Below are 17,712 nucleotides of genomic sequence, written 5' to 3' on the forward strand. Positions count from 1 at the left end.
ATCGTGGACAAATGGTATGCCGGTAAGGCCGAGCCATTGGGTCCATTATTTTTGAGAAGAAAGGTAGCATGCTTGGAAAGGAGAATGGCATGAAGAAGCTAGGACTCAAGTATTTTATCCCGGCACTGCTGCTGGTTCTCGGCATCTGGCTCATGACCGGATTCTACACGCTGAGCACCGACGGCGGTGAACAGGCAGTCATCCTGAGGTTCGGCAGGCATGTCCGGACAGTGGAGGAAGCCGGACTCAAGTGGCATCTTCCTTATCCCATCGAAAAAGCGGAAATTGTCAAGTGCGACGTAATCCGAAGCCTGGAACTGGGTTACAGGACGCAGCAGACAGGCGGCCATCAAACGACCTATGCGGCCGTTCCCGAGGAATCCCTGATGATCACGGGTGATGAAAACCTGGTACATACCGAAAGCGTTATACAATACCGTATCAAGAATGTGGCCGATTACCTGTTCCGGGTACGCCAGGCACCCGAAACCCTGAAGATTGCGGCTGAATCCTCTGTTCGGCGCGTGGTGGCCAATCATGAGCTGGATCATGTGCTCACCGACCAGAAGGACGCCATCCAGAATGAAATACGCGAAGATCTGCAGGCAATCTGCGATGAATACGGATTGGGGGTTGAGATCATCAAGGTTGCCCTCCAGGACGTGTATGCGCCCGATGAGGTGGCCGACGCGTTCACCGATGTCATCAAGGCCCGTGAGGATATGAACCGCTACATCAATGAGGCGCAGAAGCAGGCCAATGAGATCGTGCCCGCCGCCGAGGCCAAGCGCCAGGAGATCCTCAACGAGGCAAACGCCTACAAGGAGAAGCGGATCGCCGAAGCCAAGGGTGATGTGGAGAATTTCAGGCAGGTCCTGGCCAGGTACTCGCTGGGACCTGAGGTCACCAGGACCAGGATGTACCTGGAGACCATGCAGGAAGTCCTTCCCAAGGCCAAGATCTATATCATGAAGGATGGGGGAGAAATGATGAAGTTCATGCCCCTGGATTCCGGAACGCAAGGTTCGTCCACCGGCAACTGAACCGTTTAGACACCCCATTGCGTTAAGACCAGGAATGAAGAAAGGAGAATCGCATGAACGACTATCATGAATACAAGCAAGCCTATAACGCGCAGCGGAAAACGAAGCAGTATCCGGAAAAGCTTTTGGGATTCCTGAAATCCCTGGGGATCATTGCAGCCGCCGCGTTTATCCTGATAATTCTGTTCACTTCTTTCATCTTTACGGTTGATGAGCGGGAGCAGGTTATCATCACGCAGTTTGAGGAAATCGTGAGGGTCATCGTTGATGAGAAATCCTATGAAACCATCAGCGCGGAGCTAAAAAGCAATCCCCGCTTTGCCAATGTCAAAGTGGAAAAGGGAAAGGGTCTGTATTTCAAAATACCCCTGATCCAGCAGGTAAAAAGGTTCCCGAACCAGCTGCTGACCTATGACACCAATGCAGAAAACGTCTTCACGCTGGACAAGAAGACCATCATGCTGGATAACTTTGCCCAGTGGTACATCAGCAACCCGGTTCTTTTCATGATCAATATCGGGAGCGTCAGCCAGGCCAACCAGCGAATCGATGAATTCATCTACTCCAAGATGCGGGAAGAGATAGGTAAGATCGATGCCAGGACCCTGGTGGCCGACAAGGACTATGTGTTTGAAATGCTCCAGAATGTTGAGAGCTATCTGAACAGCCAGATGGAATCCATGGGCATCCGGATCATGGATATCCGGATCAAGCGGACCGAGTATCCCGATGCCACAAAACCCAGCATTTACGAGCAGATGCGCTCCGAAAGACAGGCCGTGGCCACCAAGTACAGGGCAGACGGCCAGAAACAGGCGCGGACCATTACGGCCGAAGCCCAGAAGCAGGCGACCATCATTGAAGCCCAGGCCTACGAGGAAGCCCAGAAGATCCGGGGCGAAGGGGACGCGGAGGCCCTACGCATCTATGCGGAAGCCTATAACACAGATCCGGAGTTCTACAGGTTCTGGGAAACTTTGAAAACCTACAGCCAGGTCATCGATGAGGATACCACTATCATCATCGACTCGGAATCGCCCTTTGCCCAGTATCTGTTTGGTGAAGGCAGATAAAATCTTTACAGTATAAAAAGGAGCCGCAAGCGGGAAATCACCCGTTTCATGCGGCTCCTTGCCATTATGTATACCGTCGGTTAAATGTTTTTAGCCCACAACAAACTTGCCGTCCGGATATATGGTATGATCCGGGGGCTTTTTCCCGGATGCCAGCGCAAGGGCGAAGGAGATGGGCCCGATGCGTCCCGTGAACATGCAGAGAATGACCAGAATCTTGTTCAGCGCGTTCATGTCCTGGACCGCGCCGGTGGAAAGACCGACAATACCCAGGGCGGACACCGAATCGAAGAATGTGTTGAGCAGGGAAATCTCCGGCTGGATGATATGGATCAGGATGGTCACCCCAAGCATAATCAAGGTTGCGAAAAAGACGATGGCGAAGGCCTTCATGACGATGCGCTGAGGGATTTTACGGTTGAAGACGATGGTTTCGTCCCGGCCACGGATCAGGCAGTAGACGGCGCACAGCAGGATGCCAAGCGTGTTGACCTTAATACCGCCCGCCAGGGAACCCGAAGCCCCGCCGATGAACATCATCAGCGCGATGAAAACCTTAGTGACACCATGAAGCGTGTCGACGTTGAAGGTTGAGAAACCGCCCGACCTTGCGTTAACCGACAGGAACAGGGAGGCGTTGAGCTTTTTGCCCAGTGACAGCCCTGCCAGGGCATGATCCCGCTCCATCAGGAAGACAAACAGGGCAGAAAGGATCAGCAGAACGGCAGAAAGAATGAGCACAATCCTGGTATGGGCCGTCAGCTTCCTGTTTTTATGGTAGTTGAAGAGATCCTGCCAAACGATGAATCCCAGTCCACCGATGATAACCAGCAGGGAGAGAGTATAGAGGACCAGCGGATTCCCGGTAAAATCCGCCATGCTGGCGTATCCGCCGCCCATCAGATCAAAGCCTGCATTGCAGAATGCTGCAACCGAATGAAAAACGCCATAATACAAGCCGATGAGGCCAAACCGGGGAACAAAGTCAATGGAAAGCAGGCAGGCGCCTGCCAGCTCGACAATGAAAACGAGGCCCAGCATCTGTTTAATCAACGGAATGGCATCCTGCATGTTGATGGTGTTGAGGGATTCCTGCGCCAGTTTCATATTTTTGAGCCCGGCCTTCCTTCCTGCCATGGTCAGGAAAAAGGTGGCCAGCGTGACGAAGCCAAGCCCGCCCAACTGGATAAGGAACAGGATGACCAGTTCCCCGAAAGTGGACCAGTAGGGCGCCGTATCATAGATGACAAGACCGGTGATGCAGGTTGCCGATGTGGCGGTAAACAGGCTGTCGATGAAGGGCGTAGCCACGCCGGATTCCGTAGCCGCCGGAAGGCACAGCAGTATGCTCCCGATAAGAATAGCGGTGATGATTGTCAGCGATATGATGGCGGGCGGTCTGTCGTAAACTGCCGTACCAACTGCCCGTCTGATGTTGCTTTTTTAGCTTAACCCAGTTTTCCCTGCTCATAAATTGCGGCCTGATAAAAACCTTTCACCCGCCAAATCCGTAATGTATAAGTCCGTGTTAAGCATTATATCACTTCCCGGACATTTATAACAGATGTCGCTCGGGCCAGACTGGCGTTTTCTGAAGTGGCGACGTGCATCCGTTGACACCTTCCGCCCGTTCAAGTAGAATACTTGAGTTGGAGCATGGCGCGCCATGCTTCCTTTTGTACATACTATACGCAGCATCAGGTGATAAAGTGGAAACAGTCAGGAACGAATTAAGAAACATAGCCATTATCGCACACGTCGATCATGGCAAGACCACCCTTGTGGATGCCATGCTGAAACAGACAGGCATTTTCCGGGCCAATGAAAAAGTGGCCGAACGCGTTCTGGATTCCAACGACCTGGAACGGGAAAAGGGGATCACCATCCTTTCCAAGAACACTTCCATCCAATACCGCGATACCCGCATCAATATTGTCGATACACCCGGACATGCCGATTTCGGCGGCGAGGTGGAGCGCATCCTGAAGATGGTGGACGGTGTTCTCCTGTTGGTGGACGCCTATGAGGGACCCATGCCCCAGACGCGGTTTGTACTGAGAAAGGCCCTTTCGATGCGTCTGAAACCCATTGTTGTCATCAACAAGATCGACAGGAAGGATGCGCGGCCGGCAGAGGTCATCGACGAGATCCTGGATCTCTTCATCGAACTGGGGGCAGACGAATCCCTGCTGGATTTTCCGGTGGTCTATGCTTCCGCCAGGGATGGCTACGCCAAGCTCAGCCTTTCCGATGAACCCAAAAACCTGGAACCGCTCTTCCAGACCATCCTGGAATATGTCCCCGCTCCCGGGGGCGACATGGATGCGCCGCTCCAGCTCCTGGTTTCAAGCATCGATTACGACGACTATATCGGACGTATTGCCATAGGCCGCATTGAAAGGGGAACCATCACCAGGGATCAGCAGGCGGTCATCTGCAAGCGCGACGGTTCGATCCAGAATATGAAGATCTCCACCTTGCAAAGCTTTCTGGGCCTTAAGCGGATCAACATCGAAAGCGCGACCATCGGGGATATCGTGGCTGTTTCGGGAATCAGCGACATCACCATCGGCGAGACCATCTGCAGCAAGGATAAGCCAGAACCCATTCCCTTTGTGGATATCGACGAGCCCACCATATCCATGTACTTTCTGGTCAACAACAGCCCGTTTGCAGGGAAGGAAGGCACCTATGTCACCTCCAGGCACCTGAGGGAACGGCTCTACAAGGAAGTCGAATCCAATATCAGCATGCGCGTGGAGGATACCGATTCCCCCGATACCTTCAAGGTATCGGGAAGGGGTGAGCTCCACCTGTCCATCCTGATAGAGACCATGCGCAGGGAAGGCTATGAGTTCCAGGTATCCAAGCCCGAAGTAATCACCATCGAGCGTGATGGTGAAATCCTTGAACCCATGGAATACCTGGTGGTGGATATCCCTGAAGAATATATGGGTAGCGTGATGGAAAAACTGGGAGCACGAAAGGGCGAAATGGTCAACATGCATAACACGGGTCAGGGCTCCGTACGTTTGGAATACAGGATCCCATCCCGGGGACTTATCGGTTATCGCTCGGAGTTTTTGACGGATACCAGGGGAAATGGTATAATGAATCATGTTTTCAATGGTTACGAGCCATGGAAGGGTGAGATCAGAAAGCGTACCCGCGGCGCCCTGGTTGCCTGGGAAACAGGTGAATCGGTCACATACGGGCTCTTCAACGCCCAGGAAAGAGGCAGCCTGTTTATCGGACCGGGTGTCCCGGTATATGAGGGAATGATTGTTGGCGAATGTTCCAGGAACGAGGACATCACCATCAACGTTTGCAAGAAAAAGCATGTAACCAACATGCGCGCTTCAGGCTCCGATGAGGCTCTGAAGCTTGTTCCCCCGATCAATATGACCCTGGAGAAATGCCTTGAATTCATAGAGGACGATGAACTGATAGAGATTACCCCGAAATCCATCCGGCTTCGGAAGAAGATTCTGAATACCGAGCAGAGAGCCAAGGTGAGGAACAGTGCAAAGAAGTAATGCCGTCAACAAGCCCATTGAACCCGATGCCAGGCCTGTTGTCAGGAAAAAGAAAAAGGGACGGAAGAAGCGCTATATTTTTCTCAAGACGCTTCTGTTCATACTGGTATGCATGATCATCTTCATGGCCAGCGCCCTATACGGCTATCGCTATATCATGGAGGGCGCCCAGCAGGCCGAAATCCCCATCACCGAGAGCGAAGGCATCGTGTTCAAGGTAGCCTACGGCTCCAGCACCAATGATATTGCCAATGCCCTAAAGGAACAGGGGTTTATCAAGAACACCACGATTTTCCGGATCATTTCAAAGTTCATGGGCTTTGATAATGTCTACAAGGCTGGCCGGTATGTTCTTTCCAGGGACATGAACTACTATGCCATCATGCTGGCGCTCACCGGGGAACCCCTGAAGAATCCTACCCAGGACGTGATGATCCCCGAAGGAAAGACCCTTCTGGAGACCGCACAGATCCTTGCGGATCAGGGGTACATCGACAAGGATCATTTCCTGGCGCTCTGTGAGCAAATACCGACCCAATACCTGTTCCTCAACGAGCTTGCGGTATCCCCGGATCGGAAGTATCCCCTGGAAGGCTATCTCTATCCCGACACCTACAAAATGGACGAGGGATGGACGGAAGAGGATCTGATCAAGCGCATGTTGGGCCAGTTTGACCGTATTTTCACCCAGCAGTATTATGATCGGGCCAAGGAACTGGGCATGACCATTGACGAAGTGGTAACGCTCGCGTCCCTCATTGAGATGGAGGCCAAGTATCCGGCGGATTACAAAAAGATATCCAGCGTCTTCCACAACAGGCTGAAGCTTGATCCGCCCATGATGCTGCAGTGCGATGCCACCATCCAATATGCCCGGATCTATGCCGGACTTGGCAGGACCACCGCGGTCCTCAACAAGGACCTGGAAATCGAAAGCCCGTACAACACCTACAAGAACCATGGACTGCCGCCGGGACCGATTTGCTCGCCCAGGGTGGAAGCCATAGAAGCGGCGTTGTATCCGGAGAGCACCAAGTATCTGTATTTCTTCGCCACTCCTGATGGCGTCAACATCTATAACGAGACCTTTGAAGGGCATCTGGCGGATCAGAAGAAATATGGGGTCAGTGGTTTCAACTGAGATTGAGGCGGCAATGAAAAGCCGCCTTCAATTACTTCATGGCGTTAATTATGAAAGGTTGAAGCGCTTTGGAAGAAAGGATCAGATATCCGGAGATTGACCGGTTCATCAGGAAAACCATCAAAAGGGAATCGGGACTGCTGAAATGTCTTGAGGATTATGCCAGCACGCATTTTATTCCCATCATTTCTCCTGAAACGGCAGCCCTGCTCAAAGTCCTGGTCAGGATACACAGGCCGGGGAGGATCCTGGAGGTCGGCACCGCCATCGGGTATTCGGCCCTGATCATGGCAGCCGCTTCCGAAGGCAAGACCCATATCGATACCATAGAAATTGATGACGAAATAGCCGGCATGGCGGAACATCATTTCCGGCAGTCGGGCTATGGCCACTGCATCCGGGTTCTGAGGGGCGATGCCGTTGACATCCTCCAGTGCCTGACCACATCTTACGACATGATCTTCCTGGACGCATCAAAGGGCCAGTACCCGGAGTTCCTGCCCGAATGCCTGAGACTTCTTAAGGAGGGCGGCATCCTGCTCTCAGACAATGTCCTTTATAAAGGGCTTGTGGCCAGGGAAGGGCAGGTGGAGCACAAGCACCGGACCATTGCGGTGAGGCTGAACGAGTACCTGGAAAGCCTGTGCCGCAATCCCCTGCTCGATACGGCCATCATCCCCATCGGAGACGGTCTGGCACTGAGCTACAGGCTCGGAGGGGATGGCACGCAACCATGCAATGCATAATATGTGTTATAACGGCATGATGCCGGTTCCTTCAGGTGATGGAACATACGGTATCCTGATGATCCGGTAAATCGGATACATAAAACGCAAGATACAGCGGAGGTGCCCTCTTGAGCAATAAAGTGGAGCTTTTGGCGCCGGCAGGCAACATGGAAAAACTGAAGATGGCCGTCCAGTACGGGGCCGATGCGGTGTACCTGGCAGGCAAGCAGTTCGGGCTTCGTACGGCTTCCGATAATTTCACCCTCGACGAGATGCGGGAAGGCGTCGCCTATGCCCATGCGCATGGGAAAAAAGCCTATCTGACCATGAACATCCTGGCCCACAATGACAGCATCGAACAGGTGGAACCCTTTGTGCTGGAAGCCGCCGAGACCGGTATAGACGGGGTGATTGTCTCGGATCCCGGCATCTTCCGTATTATCCGGAAGGTTCGTCCCGATCTGCCCATTCATATCAGCACCCAGACCAGCACCACCAACTGGGAAACGGTGGCCTTCTGGCACGAACTGGGCGCAAAACGGATTGTCCTGGCCAGGGAACTGTCCCTCCGGGAAATCAGGGAAATCCGGGAAAGGGTTCCCAATGTGGAACTGGAGATGTTTGTTCACGGAGCCATGTGCATATCCTATTCGGGCAGGTGCCTCTTAAGCAATTACATGGCCGGCCGTGATGCCAACCAGGGGGACTGCGCCCATCCCTGCCGATGGCGTTACCGGCTGGTGGAGGAAAAACGCCCGGGGCAATATTACCCCATCGAGGAAGACAGCACAGGGACCTTTATCTTCAATTCCAAGGATCTTTGCCTTTTGCCGCATCTTCCGGATCTGATACAGAGCGGTGTAAGCAGCCTGAAGATTGAAGGACGGGTGAAAAGCTCCTTCTATGTGGCCACAGTGGTGAAGGCCTACAGGGAAGCCCTTGATGCCTGGTATGCAGGCAACTGGCAGGATGTGCAGTCCTGGCTGGAAGAGGTGGGGACGGTCAGCAACAGGGACTTTACAACGGGTTTCCTCTTCGGCAAACCCGGCCCGGAAAGCCACAATTACGCCACCAGTTCCTATATCCGCCGTTATGATTTCATAGGCCTTGTCACAGGTTTTGACAAGGCTTCCGGAAGGCTTGTTGTGGAGCAGAGGAACCATTTCCGGACCGGTGAGACCATTGAAGTGCTGCCGCCCAAAGGACCTGTCGTTTCATTGACGCTGGGCGAAATGTACGATGCGGAAGGCAACCGGATAGAGGCGGCTCCCCATCCGCAGATGAAGGTGTATCTGGCAGGTGTTCCGCCATTTCCCGAGTACAGCATTCTCAGGCGCAGGGCTTAAACGGGCCGGGATCATTAGAGCGGCCAAAACTGGCTCTAATCCAAAGATTAGAATTTTTTAATGTTATCACGATATAACCTGTGGTATGATAGTATTGTGCAAAATGCTGTTGCGGAGGCAGGAACAGCAATAATCCCATAAGGAGGTTTTCAGACATGTCATTCCTGGACGATGTAAAGAAATTTGGCAAGAACCTGACGGATAAGGGCAAGGACATTGTTGAGATTACCAAGCTCAATGCACAGATCAATTCCGAAAAGGACAACATCAGGGAAATCTATACCAAGATTGGCGAGCAGGTTTACCAGGCATTCAAGAACGGTACCGAGACCGGCTACACCGATCTCTGCAATGAGATAGCTCAGATCGAGAACAAGATCAAGGAACTCAACGACAAGCTCCTTGAACTGAAAAACGCATTGAAATGCCCCAATTGCGGAGCAGAGGTCACCAAGGAGAGCGCTTTCTGCCCGAAATGCGGCACAAAGCTTGCCCAATAATGACCGAATGAAACGCTGTGCGGCCGATGGCCGCTTTCTTTTTTGTCCCAGGTTTTGCAGCAAATCAGCGGAGAAACAGCCGGGCCAAAAATGCTATAATGCATAGGGTATGCATAAAAGAAAGGCGGCTCATGGCGGAAATGAACGAGGAAAGGATTAAAAACGAAAAGAAAACCATCCGGGCAGCCATGCTGCGCATAAGGAGCGAACTGGATCCGGACACCGTCCGGGAATATTCCTCCGCGATCCAGCGCAGGATCCTGGAAAGCCAAATCTTTAAAATCAGTTCTGTTATAATGGCCTACATGCCCATCAAAAACGAGATACGGACCGAGCTTCTCATCCGGGCCGGCCTGGATTCAGGAAAAACCGTGCTTCTCCCCAGGGTGAAGGATTCTGAAACCATGGAGGCAGTCCCCATAAAAGATTTGGATGCGGATCTCCAAAGCGGCGCCATGGGCATCATGGAACCCAGGCCATCCATCCCCGCAGCGGATCCGGAAACCATCGATCTGGTCATCCTGCCGGGAATCGCCTTCGACAGAAGAGGGTTCCGCCTTGGCTTTGGCGCCGGATATTACGATCGCTTTATACCTCGTCTTCGCAAGGACTGCGTCCTCCTTGCGCCGGCATATTCCTTCCAGGTGCTGGACCATATCCCGACAAGCTCCTTTGACCAGCCCATCCATTGGATTGTGACCGAAAAGGAGGCCCTTCATATTTGATCGGAACAAGAGTTCGTTTATATGGTAAAATAGGATCATGGATCTTTTCCGCAAGGAGGGTACGGGGCGGATCATGCCGTTGTTTGATCGGATGGTTTGCGCCAAAACCTTGCGGCCTGGTCCTGTGCACTTTCCGAAAAAAGGGGTATGGGTTTGAAAGAGTTTGTCCATTTGCATCTCCATAGCGAATACAGCCTGCTGGACGGCGCCTGCAGAATCCCTCAGCTGGTAGGAAAAGCCGCTGAATTGGGGTTTAAAAGCCTTGCCATTACCGATCACGGTGTCATGTATGGCGTGATAGATTTCTACAAGGCTTGCAGGAAAGCAGGTATCAAGCCCATCCTGGGCTGTGAGGTTTATACGGCAAAACGCACCCACAACGACAAGGATCCGCGCCTCGATGCGGAACAGGGACACCTGATCCTCCTTGCCGAAAACAACACGGGTTACCGGAATCTTATCAAGCTCGTGTCCCTGGGCTTTACCGACGGTTTCTACTATAAGCCCAGAATAGATCTGGATCAACTGGCCGAGCATTCGGAAGGCCTCATCGCCCTCAGTGCATGCCTGGCCGGCGATATTCCCCAGCTCATCCTGAATCATGAATATGAAAAGGCAAAAGCCTTTGCCCTGCGCCTGGAAGCCATTATGGGGAAGGGCAATTTCTACCTGGAACTCCAGCATAATGGTCTCAGGGAGCAGCAAATCGTCAACGCGCAGCTCGTCAGAATGTCCCAGGAAACGGGCATCCCACTTGTAGCCACCAATGATGTGCATTACATCAACAGAGAAGACGCCAAGGCCCAGGAGGTCCTGGTCTGCATCCAGACGGGGAAAACCCTGGAGGATCCGGATCGGCTCAGGTTTGAGACAGACAGTTTCTATCTGCGATCCGCTGAAGAGATGTGGGAACTCTTTGCCGGGTACCCCGAGGCCCTTGAGAATACGGTGCGCATAGCGGAACGCTGCAACGTGGAGATCACGTTCGGGCAGCTGCATTTTCCGAGCTTTGACGTGCCTGAAGGCTATACGCCTTTCGAATACCTCAAAATGCAGTGCGATGCGGGCTATCGGCAGCGCTACGGCGACAACATGGCGCATTACAGGCGGCTGGAATATGAGCTGTCGGTCATACAGCAGATGGGATACGTGGATTACTTCCTGATCGTATGGGACTTCATCAGGTATGCCAGGGACCATGGCATCATGGTGGGGCCGGGAAGGGGATCGGCGGCCGGAAGCCTGGTGGCCTACTGCCTGGGGATCACCAATGTGGATCCCATAAAGTACGACCTGCTTTTTGAGCGGTTCCTCAATCCCGAGCGCATCAGCATGCCGGATATCGATATTGACTTCTGCTATGAAAGAAGGCAGGAAGTCATCGATTATGTGGTCAGAAAATACGGCGAGGATCGGGTGGCCCAGATCATCACCTTTGGTACCCTGGCCGCCCGGGCAGCCGTGCGCGACGTAGGCAGGGTCCTGGGAATTCCCTACAATGAAGTGGACCGGGTCGCCAAGATGATACCCATGGTTCCCGGCAAACATATCACCATCGAAGGGGCTATTGAGGCCAACCCGGAGCTTAAGAACCTGTACACCGGTGATCCGGTTGTGAAGGAACTGCTGGATATGGCAAAAAGCCTTGAGGGCATGCCCCGCCATGCGTCAACTCATGCAGCGGGCGTGGTGATTTCCAGTCGTCCCATCACCGATCTCGTGCCTTTGTATCGCAATGAAGACCTGATATCCACCCAGTTCCCCATGACCACCCTGGAAGAGCTGGGCCTGGTGAAGATGGATTTTCTCGGGCTTAGGACCATCACGGTGATCCGGGATGCTGTAAACCTTATCCGGGAACAGCACGGAACAACCATCGACATGGATCGGATTGATTACGAGGATCCGGCCGTATACGAAATGCTGAGCAATGGCGAGACCGCCGGCGTGTTCCAGTTGGAAAGCCCGGGCATGACCCAGTTCTTCCGCGAACTTAAGCCGTCCAGCATGGAGGATATCATCGCCGGTATTTCGCTTTACAGGCCGGGACCCATGGATCAGATTCCCCGTTATATCCGGAACAAAAACAATCCCGGTCTGATCACCTATCCCACCGACAAACTGAAGCCCATCCTGGACGTAACCTACGGCTGCATGATCTACCAGGAGCAGGTCATGCGCGTCTGCCGCGACCTGGCCGGTTATTCCCTGGGGCGTTCCGACCTGGTGAGACGAGCCATGTCCAAGAAGAAAAAGGACGTCATGGACGCCGAACGGAAGAATTTTGTGTACGGCTGTACCGATGAGGAAGGGAACGTCATCATTCCCGGAGCCATACGCAACGGGGTGGATGAAAAGACCGCCCACCAGATCTTCGATGAAATGATGGATTTCGCCAGCTACGCCTTCAACAAGTCCCATGCGGCCGCCTATGCCTACGTGGGATACCAGACCGCGTGGCTCAAATGCCACTATCCCGTCGAATTCATGGCGGCCCTGATGAACAGCTTCGTGGGGAGCCTCGGCAAGGTTTCCCAGTACGTCCTTGAATGCAGAAGGATGGGCATAGAAGTCCTGGCACCCGATATCAATGAAAGCCTGGGCGGGTTCTCCGTTTCCAAAGGCAAGATTCGCTTTGGTCTCAGCGCCGTCAAACACGTCGGGGAAAACCTGGTGAGAAGCATCGTGGAGGAAAGGAGCAAGAACGGGCCTTTCCGGAACTTTATCGATTTCTGCGAAAGGTTGGAGGGCAGGGAACTGAACAAGCGGGCTGTAGAGAGCCTTATCAAATGCGGCGCATTCGACAGTTTCGGCGTTTACCGTTCCCGGCTGATGGCCTCCTATGAAAAAATCCTGGAACGCGTCTCGGCCAGGAAAAAAAGCATGTTGTCGGGCCAGTTCTCGCTCTTCGACACCATACCGGAGGAAGATACGGCTGCTTCCGTGGAATGGCCGCAGATCGATGAATACGACAAGCGGCTCCTCTTAGCCATGGAAAAGGATATGCTCGGGCTGTACCTGACAGGCCATCCGCTCGACGGCTTCGAGGATCAGATCCGACAATTTGCCACCCATTTCTCTTATGAATTTGATGTCTCGGAGGAGGGGCAGCCCGATCAGAACAAGCTCTGCGATAACCAGTTCGTGCGGATTGCGGGCATTGTAACCGATGTCAAAACCATCAGTACCAAGAACAACCGGCTGATGGCCTTTGTGACCGTTGAAGATCTCTATGGTCAGATGGAAGTCGTGGTATTTCCCAACGTCTATGAACAGTACGCCAAGTTCCTGGCCGTTGATTCCCAGGTATGGGTGGAGGGCCGCATCAACCTGAAAGAGGATGAGCAGGCCAAGATCCTGGCCAACCTGATCAAGCCCCTGGTGCTCGGCAATGGGCAGCCAGGCGCCGATGACAGCATCCAGGAAGAAGCCATGGCTTACCAGCCTGAAAAGCAGGATAATCTTCCAGTCATGAATCCGTCCGCCAATGGAAAAATAATTAAGATCCTGTTCACCGAAGACGTGCCGGAAATCAAGCGCAAGGCGGTTCTGGCACTGCTCCAGTATTTTGATGGCACCGATCGGGCCCTGATCTACCTTCAGGATGACAAAAAACCTGCCATCAAAATGCACACGCATGCGAACCAGGCCGTGATGTCCGAGCTTGCGGACATCCTGGGTAATAACCTGGTGAAAATTTGCTAGAAGGGTTGCCCGGGAATTGTTCTACTTGCACTTTCAACTAAAATAATATATATTATTCTGGGGTGATGAGTTGGAAAAGTTTGATTTTGAAAGGGCTTATGCCGATTACATCGTCGTTGCCGCAGAGGAAAACGGCGTGAACGTGATCGGACTTACAAGGGGTAAGGATACCAGATTGCATCATACCGAAATCATCGACAAGGGAGAAGTGCTGATTGCCCAGTTCACCGAGCAGACATCTGCCATCAAGGTCAGGGGCAAGGCAAAGATTTACTGCAGTCATGGTATAATTGAGTCCGGTAGCAGACAGGGAGGGCATCCATAATTATGTGGACGGTCGTTTACATGGCACAGAACAAGGAAATGGCTGAAAAGCTGAAGTCCATCCTTGAAGAGGGTGGCATACTGGTAAGGATCAACCCCATAAGCCGCAAAGAAAAGGCTGACGATTATTTTGAGGTTTCGGTGCCCGAAGCCGAAGTGGAAGAAGCGCATGGCATCATTATTGAAAAAGGGTTCTGAACCTTAAAAAAATCGGATCATCCGTTTCGGTACGAGGCAAAACCAATTACGGACAAGCCTGGTACCCCGGTATCAAAGGCAGCCGTGGATAATAGCAGGAAGGTTAATTGATGTTTCGAACAACAATCGGCCCGTGTTCCATCAGACACGGGCTTTTCCAAAATTAAAAGTGCGAGGCGTTATCCCGCCTCCCACATCCTGAATGGAGGTTAGCAATGAGCGATGTACGCACGATTGGCGTGCTGACAAGCGGTGGAGATGCCCCGGGCATGAACGCCGCCATCCGGGCTGTAACCCGTGCCGGAATCTATCATGGTTTCAAGGTGATTGGCATCCGAAAAGGATATGAAGGGCTCCTTCACGGAGATATGGAGGAACTGACCCTGCGTTCGGTGGGCGATATCATCCAACGTGGCGGGACCATTCTTCAGACAGCCCGTTCAGCGGAGTTCAGCACCGAGGAAGGCGTGAAGAGAGGTCTGTCCATGGCTCAGGTTTTTGGTATTGACGCCCTCGTGGTTATCGGCGGCGATGGTTCCTTCCGCGGTGCCAGGGATCTGGCCAGGCTGGGCATGAAGGTCATTGGCATACCGGGTACCATCGATAACGACATCGCCTGCACCGATTACACCATCGGATACGACACGGCGATGAACACCGTGCTGGATGCCATAGACAAGATTCGTGACACGGCCTATTCCCACGAGCGCTGCAGCGTGATGGAAGTTATGGGCCGGCATGCGGGATGGATTGCCATCAACTGTGGTATCGCTGGTGGTGCTGAGGCTGTGATCATCCCGGAACAGCATTTCGATATCGACAAGGATATCATCCTGCCCATCATCGAGGGAAGGAACCGCGGAAAAAAGAACTACCTGGTAATCGTGGCGGAAGGAATCGGCGGTGCAGCCGAAATCGCAAGATATATCGAGGAAAAAACCGATATCATCACCAGGGAAACCATCCTTGGCCATATTCAGAGGGGTGGTTCCCCGACCATGACGGACAGGGTCATGGCAAGCCGGATGGGCGTCTATGCGGTGGAACTCCTCAAAGCAGGGAAGTATAACCGTATCGTGGCTTCCCAGGGCGGCAAAATGGTGGATTATGATATCGAGGAAGCCCTCAGCATGGAGAAGACCATCGATGAGGAACTGATCAAAATTGGCAAAATTCTGGCTTTATAAGGGGTTTTAGAATGGCAACGGAAACCAGATTTCCTGTTCGGTATGCAGAGACAGACCAGATGGGCATCGTGCACCATTCGGTCTATCCCGTATGGTTCGAGTGCGGTCGTACCGAGCATATCAAATCCTACGGCTTACCCTATGATGAGCTGGAAAGATTGGGAATCATGCTTCCCCTCATTCGGCTGGAAGCGGAATACAAAAAACCGGTTCACTACGGTGAAACGGTCGTGGTTCGCACTTCCATCGCCGAGGCAACAAAGGTCAGACTTTTAATCGCTTATGAAGTATATGTTGATGGTGATCCGCAGCTCAGGGCCAGGGGCTGCACGGAGCATGTCTGGACATCTTCGGATCTGAAGCCTGTCAATCTTGCCAAATACAGACCGGACATCTATGAACGGCTGATACGGATGTTCAATGAAGCAACAGGAGAAAGACCCGGACAATGAATAGGATAATCAAGCACATTCCCAATATCCTGACTGTTTTGAGAATGGCGGCTGTCCCTGTGTTCTTTGTACTGATGAGGGACAACCTGATCACCGCTGCCACATGGGTATTCCTGCTGGCCGAGTTTACCGATGTGCTGGACGGCATCATTGCCAGAAAATTCAACCTGATCACGCCCTTCGGCAAGATAGCCGATCCTGTTGCCGACAAGATGATGCAGCTGACAGCCCTGTTCATGCTGAGCAGAATGGATATGATTCCGCGTATCATTCCTTTCCTTGTCCTGTTTAAGGAGTTGTTCCTGCTCATTTCGGGGCTGTACCTGATTAGAAAGAAGTTTGACATGTCATCCAAATGGTTCGGGAAACTGACATCGGTGTTGTTTTTTGTGGCCATCATGATGGCTTTCCTCGGCGTCCCCAGGGAGATTACCGATGTGATGCTCTGGATCTGTGTGGGGATGGCGGTTTTCGCCTCCATCATGTATGCCAGGAATTATTTCAACCAGGTGGGCAAAAAGCCTTTTTCCTGAACTTTTTCCGTCTCTGAAAAGGCATCAAAAAAAGCGGGATTTAATCCCGCTCTTCCTATATTTAGTTGCAGCATCCGCCGCCGAACAGACCTCTGTCCCAGAACAGACAAAGGAATATCAGAATGAAGAACAGTACTGTGCAATCACCATTGAATCCGGTCCTGGCTCCTAATACGTTATCCATAATGGCACCTCCTTCCAGGGAAAGTTAATGCTCTCCAGCGGCATCAGCAGGATGACTCGGAGTAGCCGCCCCTATCCCAGAAAAGCAGCAGGAAAAGGATGATGAACATAAGGACTTCACAATTGTCGCCCAAACCTTTGAAGAATCCCATATGATAACCTCCCATGCCTTATTGAACTCAATACATTCTATTCCAATCCATAAAAATGGGTTACAAGACATGCCGGAATCAAAAAACGCCGTTGTCGGGCATTCGGTCCGGGTTGGCAGACTTTAAGGCAAATCCCCCCCGCGAACATTTTAATGGGTGAGAGGGAAGACCCGTGGAAGGCAGGCCCTGATATCCCTGCTCAGTGTTCTATGTTCGCTTTATTCTGAATAGGATCAGACAGTGGATCGGACATAATGGGGGAATGGTTTGTGAAGGACGGGGCATACAATGCCAACGCCAGTATAAGGGATTACCTGAAAAGCCTCATTAAAAGCGTTGCTGTTTCATTCATCCTCACCTTTGTGATCCTGGTCATAGCGGCACTGCTTCTCTGTTTCACCGATTTTCCGGAAAAGTACACCCTGCCATCCGCTATTGCCGCCACGGTGCTGGGGGTTTTGGCCGGAAGCTACGGGGCAGCCAGAAAAAATCAGGACAGGCGCATCCTGTCTGCATTGATACTGGGCCTGTTCTATTCAATCCTGGCCTATCTCATCGGCTGCCTGATCCAGGGGAAGCTGATGATCAGCAGCAATACCGGGCTCTTCACGGCAATCGTTATGGCAACGGCAGCAATAGGCGGCATCCTGGCAGGCAGGCCTGTAAAGCCCAAGAGCAAGTACAAGGGCGGATCCAATATCTTTTCCGACCGGTTTAAAAAGAGCGCCACCGGCGGCTACAAGTTCGGAAAAAGCAGTTAATCAGCCGGAAAGATAGCCGGCGAGCCTGATCATAGTGTAAAGTTTATGTAGGAATAAAAAAGCAAGTTACCTTCTCGATGTGGTATAGTTTTCAAGTAACCCACACAATAAAACATAACCAACAG

Annotated in this window: 17 protein-coding genes; 15 read left to right on the plus strand and 2 right to left on the minus strand. The window is 52.4% G+C overall.

Features of this window, described 5'->3' with window-relative positions:
• The first annotated feature begins 89 nt into the window (after positions 1–89).
• Both hflK and hflC read left to right on the plus strand, forming a co-directional pair.
• Complete coding sequence (gene hflK, locus F3H12_RS07800) at positions 90–1,043, plus strand: FtsH protease activity modulator HflK (RefSeq protein ID WP_188118433.1); 954 nt, start codon at positions 90–92, stop codon at positions 1,041–1,043.
• Between the two features lie 53 nt (positions 1,044–1,096).
• Entirely contained in the window at positions 1,097–2,116 is a 1,020-nt protein-coding gene (hflC, locus tag F3H12_RS07805; protein ID WP_149678783.1) for a protease modulator HflC, read from the plus strand.
• A 90-nt stretch (positions 2,117–2,206) separates the two neighbouring features.
• Here hflC and F3H12_RS07810 read toward each other — a convergent pair whose 3' ends face one another.
• Positions 2,207–3,427, minus strand: coding sequence for a TrkH family potassium uptake protein (locus F3H12_RS07810; protein ID WP_188118434.1), 1,221 nt, complete (start codon positions 3,425–3,427; stop codon positions 2,207–2,209).
• Positions 3,428–3,825: 398 nt separating this feature from the next.
• Between F3H12_RS07810 and typA the strand changes: the two genes are divergently transcribed.
• The 12 genes from typA to F3H12_RS07870 all read left to right on the plus strand — a co-directional run bounded on the left by typA (position 3,826) and on the right by F3H12_RS07870 (position 16,491).
• On the plus strand, positions 3,826–5,652 hold the full coding sequence (gene typA / locus F3H12_RS07815; protein ID WP_149678785.1) for a translational GTPase TypA: 1,827 nt from the start codon (positions 3,826–3,828) through the stop codon (positions 5,650–5,652).
• Entirely contained in the window at positions 5,639–6,793 is a 1,155-nt protein-coding gene (gene mltG, locus F3H12_RS07820; RefSeq protein WP_243133227.1) for an endolytic transglycosylase MltG, read from the plus strand. The genes typA and mltG overlap by 14 nt, the downstream gene beginning before the upstream one ends.
• 68 nt (positions 6,794–6,861) lie before the next feature.
• On the plus strand, positions 6,862–7,539 hold the full coding sequence (locus F3H12_RS07825) for an O-methyltransferase (protein WP_149678786.1): 678 nt from the start codon (positions 6,862–6,864) through the stop codon (positions 7,537–7,539).
• A 149-nt stretch (positions 7,540–7,688) separates the two neighbouring features.
• The gene (locus F3H12_RS07830; protein WP_149678798.1) at positions 7,689–8,867 is read left to right on the plus strand and encodes a peptidase U32 family protein; all 1,179 of its coding nucleotides are present in this window, start codon (positions 7,689–7,691) and stop codon (positions 8,865–8,867) included.
• A gap of 155 nt (positions 8,868–9,022) precedes the next feature.
• Complete coding sequence (locus F3H12_RS07835; protein WP_149678787.1) at positions 9,023–9,367, plus strand: zinc ribbon domain-containing protein; 345 nt, start codon at positions 9,023–9,025, stop codon at positions 9,365–9,367.
• Positions 9,368–9,498: 131 nt separating this feature from the next.
• Entirely contained in the window at positions 9,499–10,092 is a 594-nt protein-coding gene (locus F3H12_RS07840; protein ID WP_188118435.1) for a 5-formyltetrahydrofolate cyclo-ligase, read from the plus strand.
• Positions 10,093–10,239: 147 nt separating this feature from the next.
• On the plus strand, positions 10,240–13,797 hold the full coding sequence (locus F3H12_RS07845) for a DNA polymerase III subunit alpha (RefSeq protein WP_188118436.1): 3,558 nt from the start codon (positions 10,240–10,242) through the stop codon (positions 13,795–13,797).
• A gap of 70 nt (positions 13,798–13,867) precedes the next feature.
• Positions 13,868–14,122: a trp RNA-binding attenuation protein MtrB gene (mtrB, locus tag F3H12_RS07850; RefSeq protein ID WP_149678790.1), complete on the plus strand. Its 255-nt coding sequence runs from the start codon at positions 13,868–13,870 to the stop codon at positions 14,120–14,122.
• A gap of 2 nt (positions 14,123–14,124) precedes the next feature.
• The gene (locus tag F3H12_RS07855; RefSeq protein ID WP_149678791.1) at positions 14,125–14,319 is read left to right on the plus strand and encodes a hypothetical protein; all 195 of its coding nucleotides are present in this window, start codon (positions 14,125–14,127) and stop codon (positions 14,317–14,319) included.
• 215 nt (positions 14,320–14,534) lie between these two features.
• Positions 14,535–15,506: a 6-phosphofructokinase gene (gene pfkA, locus F3H12_RS07860; RefSeq protein ID WP_149678792.1), complete on the plus strand. Its 972-nt coding sequence runs from the start codon at positions 14,535–14,537 to the stop codon at positions 15,504–15,506.
• 11 nt (positions 15,507–15,517) lie between these two features.
• Positions 15,518–15,958, plus strand: a complete 441-nt coding sequence (locus F3H12_RS07865) for an acyl-CoA thioesterase (RefSeq protein ID WP_149678793.1) — start codon at positions 15,518–15,520, stop codon at positions 15,956–15,958.
• Positions 15,955–16,491 carry a CDP-alcohol phosphatidyltransferase family protein gene (locus F3H12_RS07870; RefSeq protein WP_149678794.1) on the plus strand — a complete coding sequence of 179 codons (537 nt, stop codon included), beginning with the start codon at positions 15,955–15,957 and terminating at the stop codon, positions 16,489–16,491. Before F3H12_RS07865 ends, F3H12_RS07870 begins: the two co-directional genes overlap by 4 nt.
• A gap of 61 nt (positions 16,492–16,552) precedes the next feature.
• Here F3H12_RS07870 and F3H12_RS13585 read toward each other — a convergent pair whose 3' ends face one another.
• Entirely contained in the window at positions 16,553–16,675 is a 123-nt protein-coding gene (locus tag F3H12_RS13585; protein ID WP_279231991.1) for a hypothetical protein, read from the minus strand.
• Between the two features lie 405 nt (positions 16,676–17,080).
• On the opposite strand from F3H12_RS13585, the gene F3H12_RS07875 reads away from it, so the two are divergent.
• The gene (locus F3H12_RS07875) at positions 17,081–17,587 is read left to right on the plus strand and encodes a TIGR04086 family membrane protein (protein ID WP_149678795.1); all 507 of its coding nucleotides are present in this window, start codon (positions 17,081–17,083) and stop codon (positions 17,585–17,587) included.
• Positions 17,588–17,712: the final 125 nt, after the last annotated feature.

This window comes from Thermoclostridium caenicola (genome assembly GCF_900142095.1).
GTDB classification, from domain to species: Bacteria; Bacillota; Clostridia; order DSM-8532; family DSM-8532; genus Thermoclostridium_A; species Thermoclostridium_A caenicola.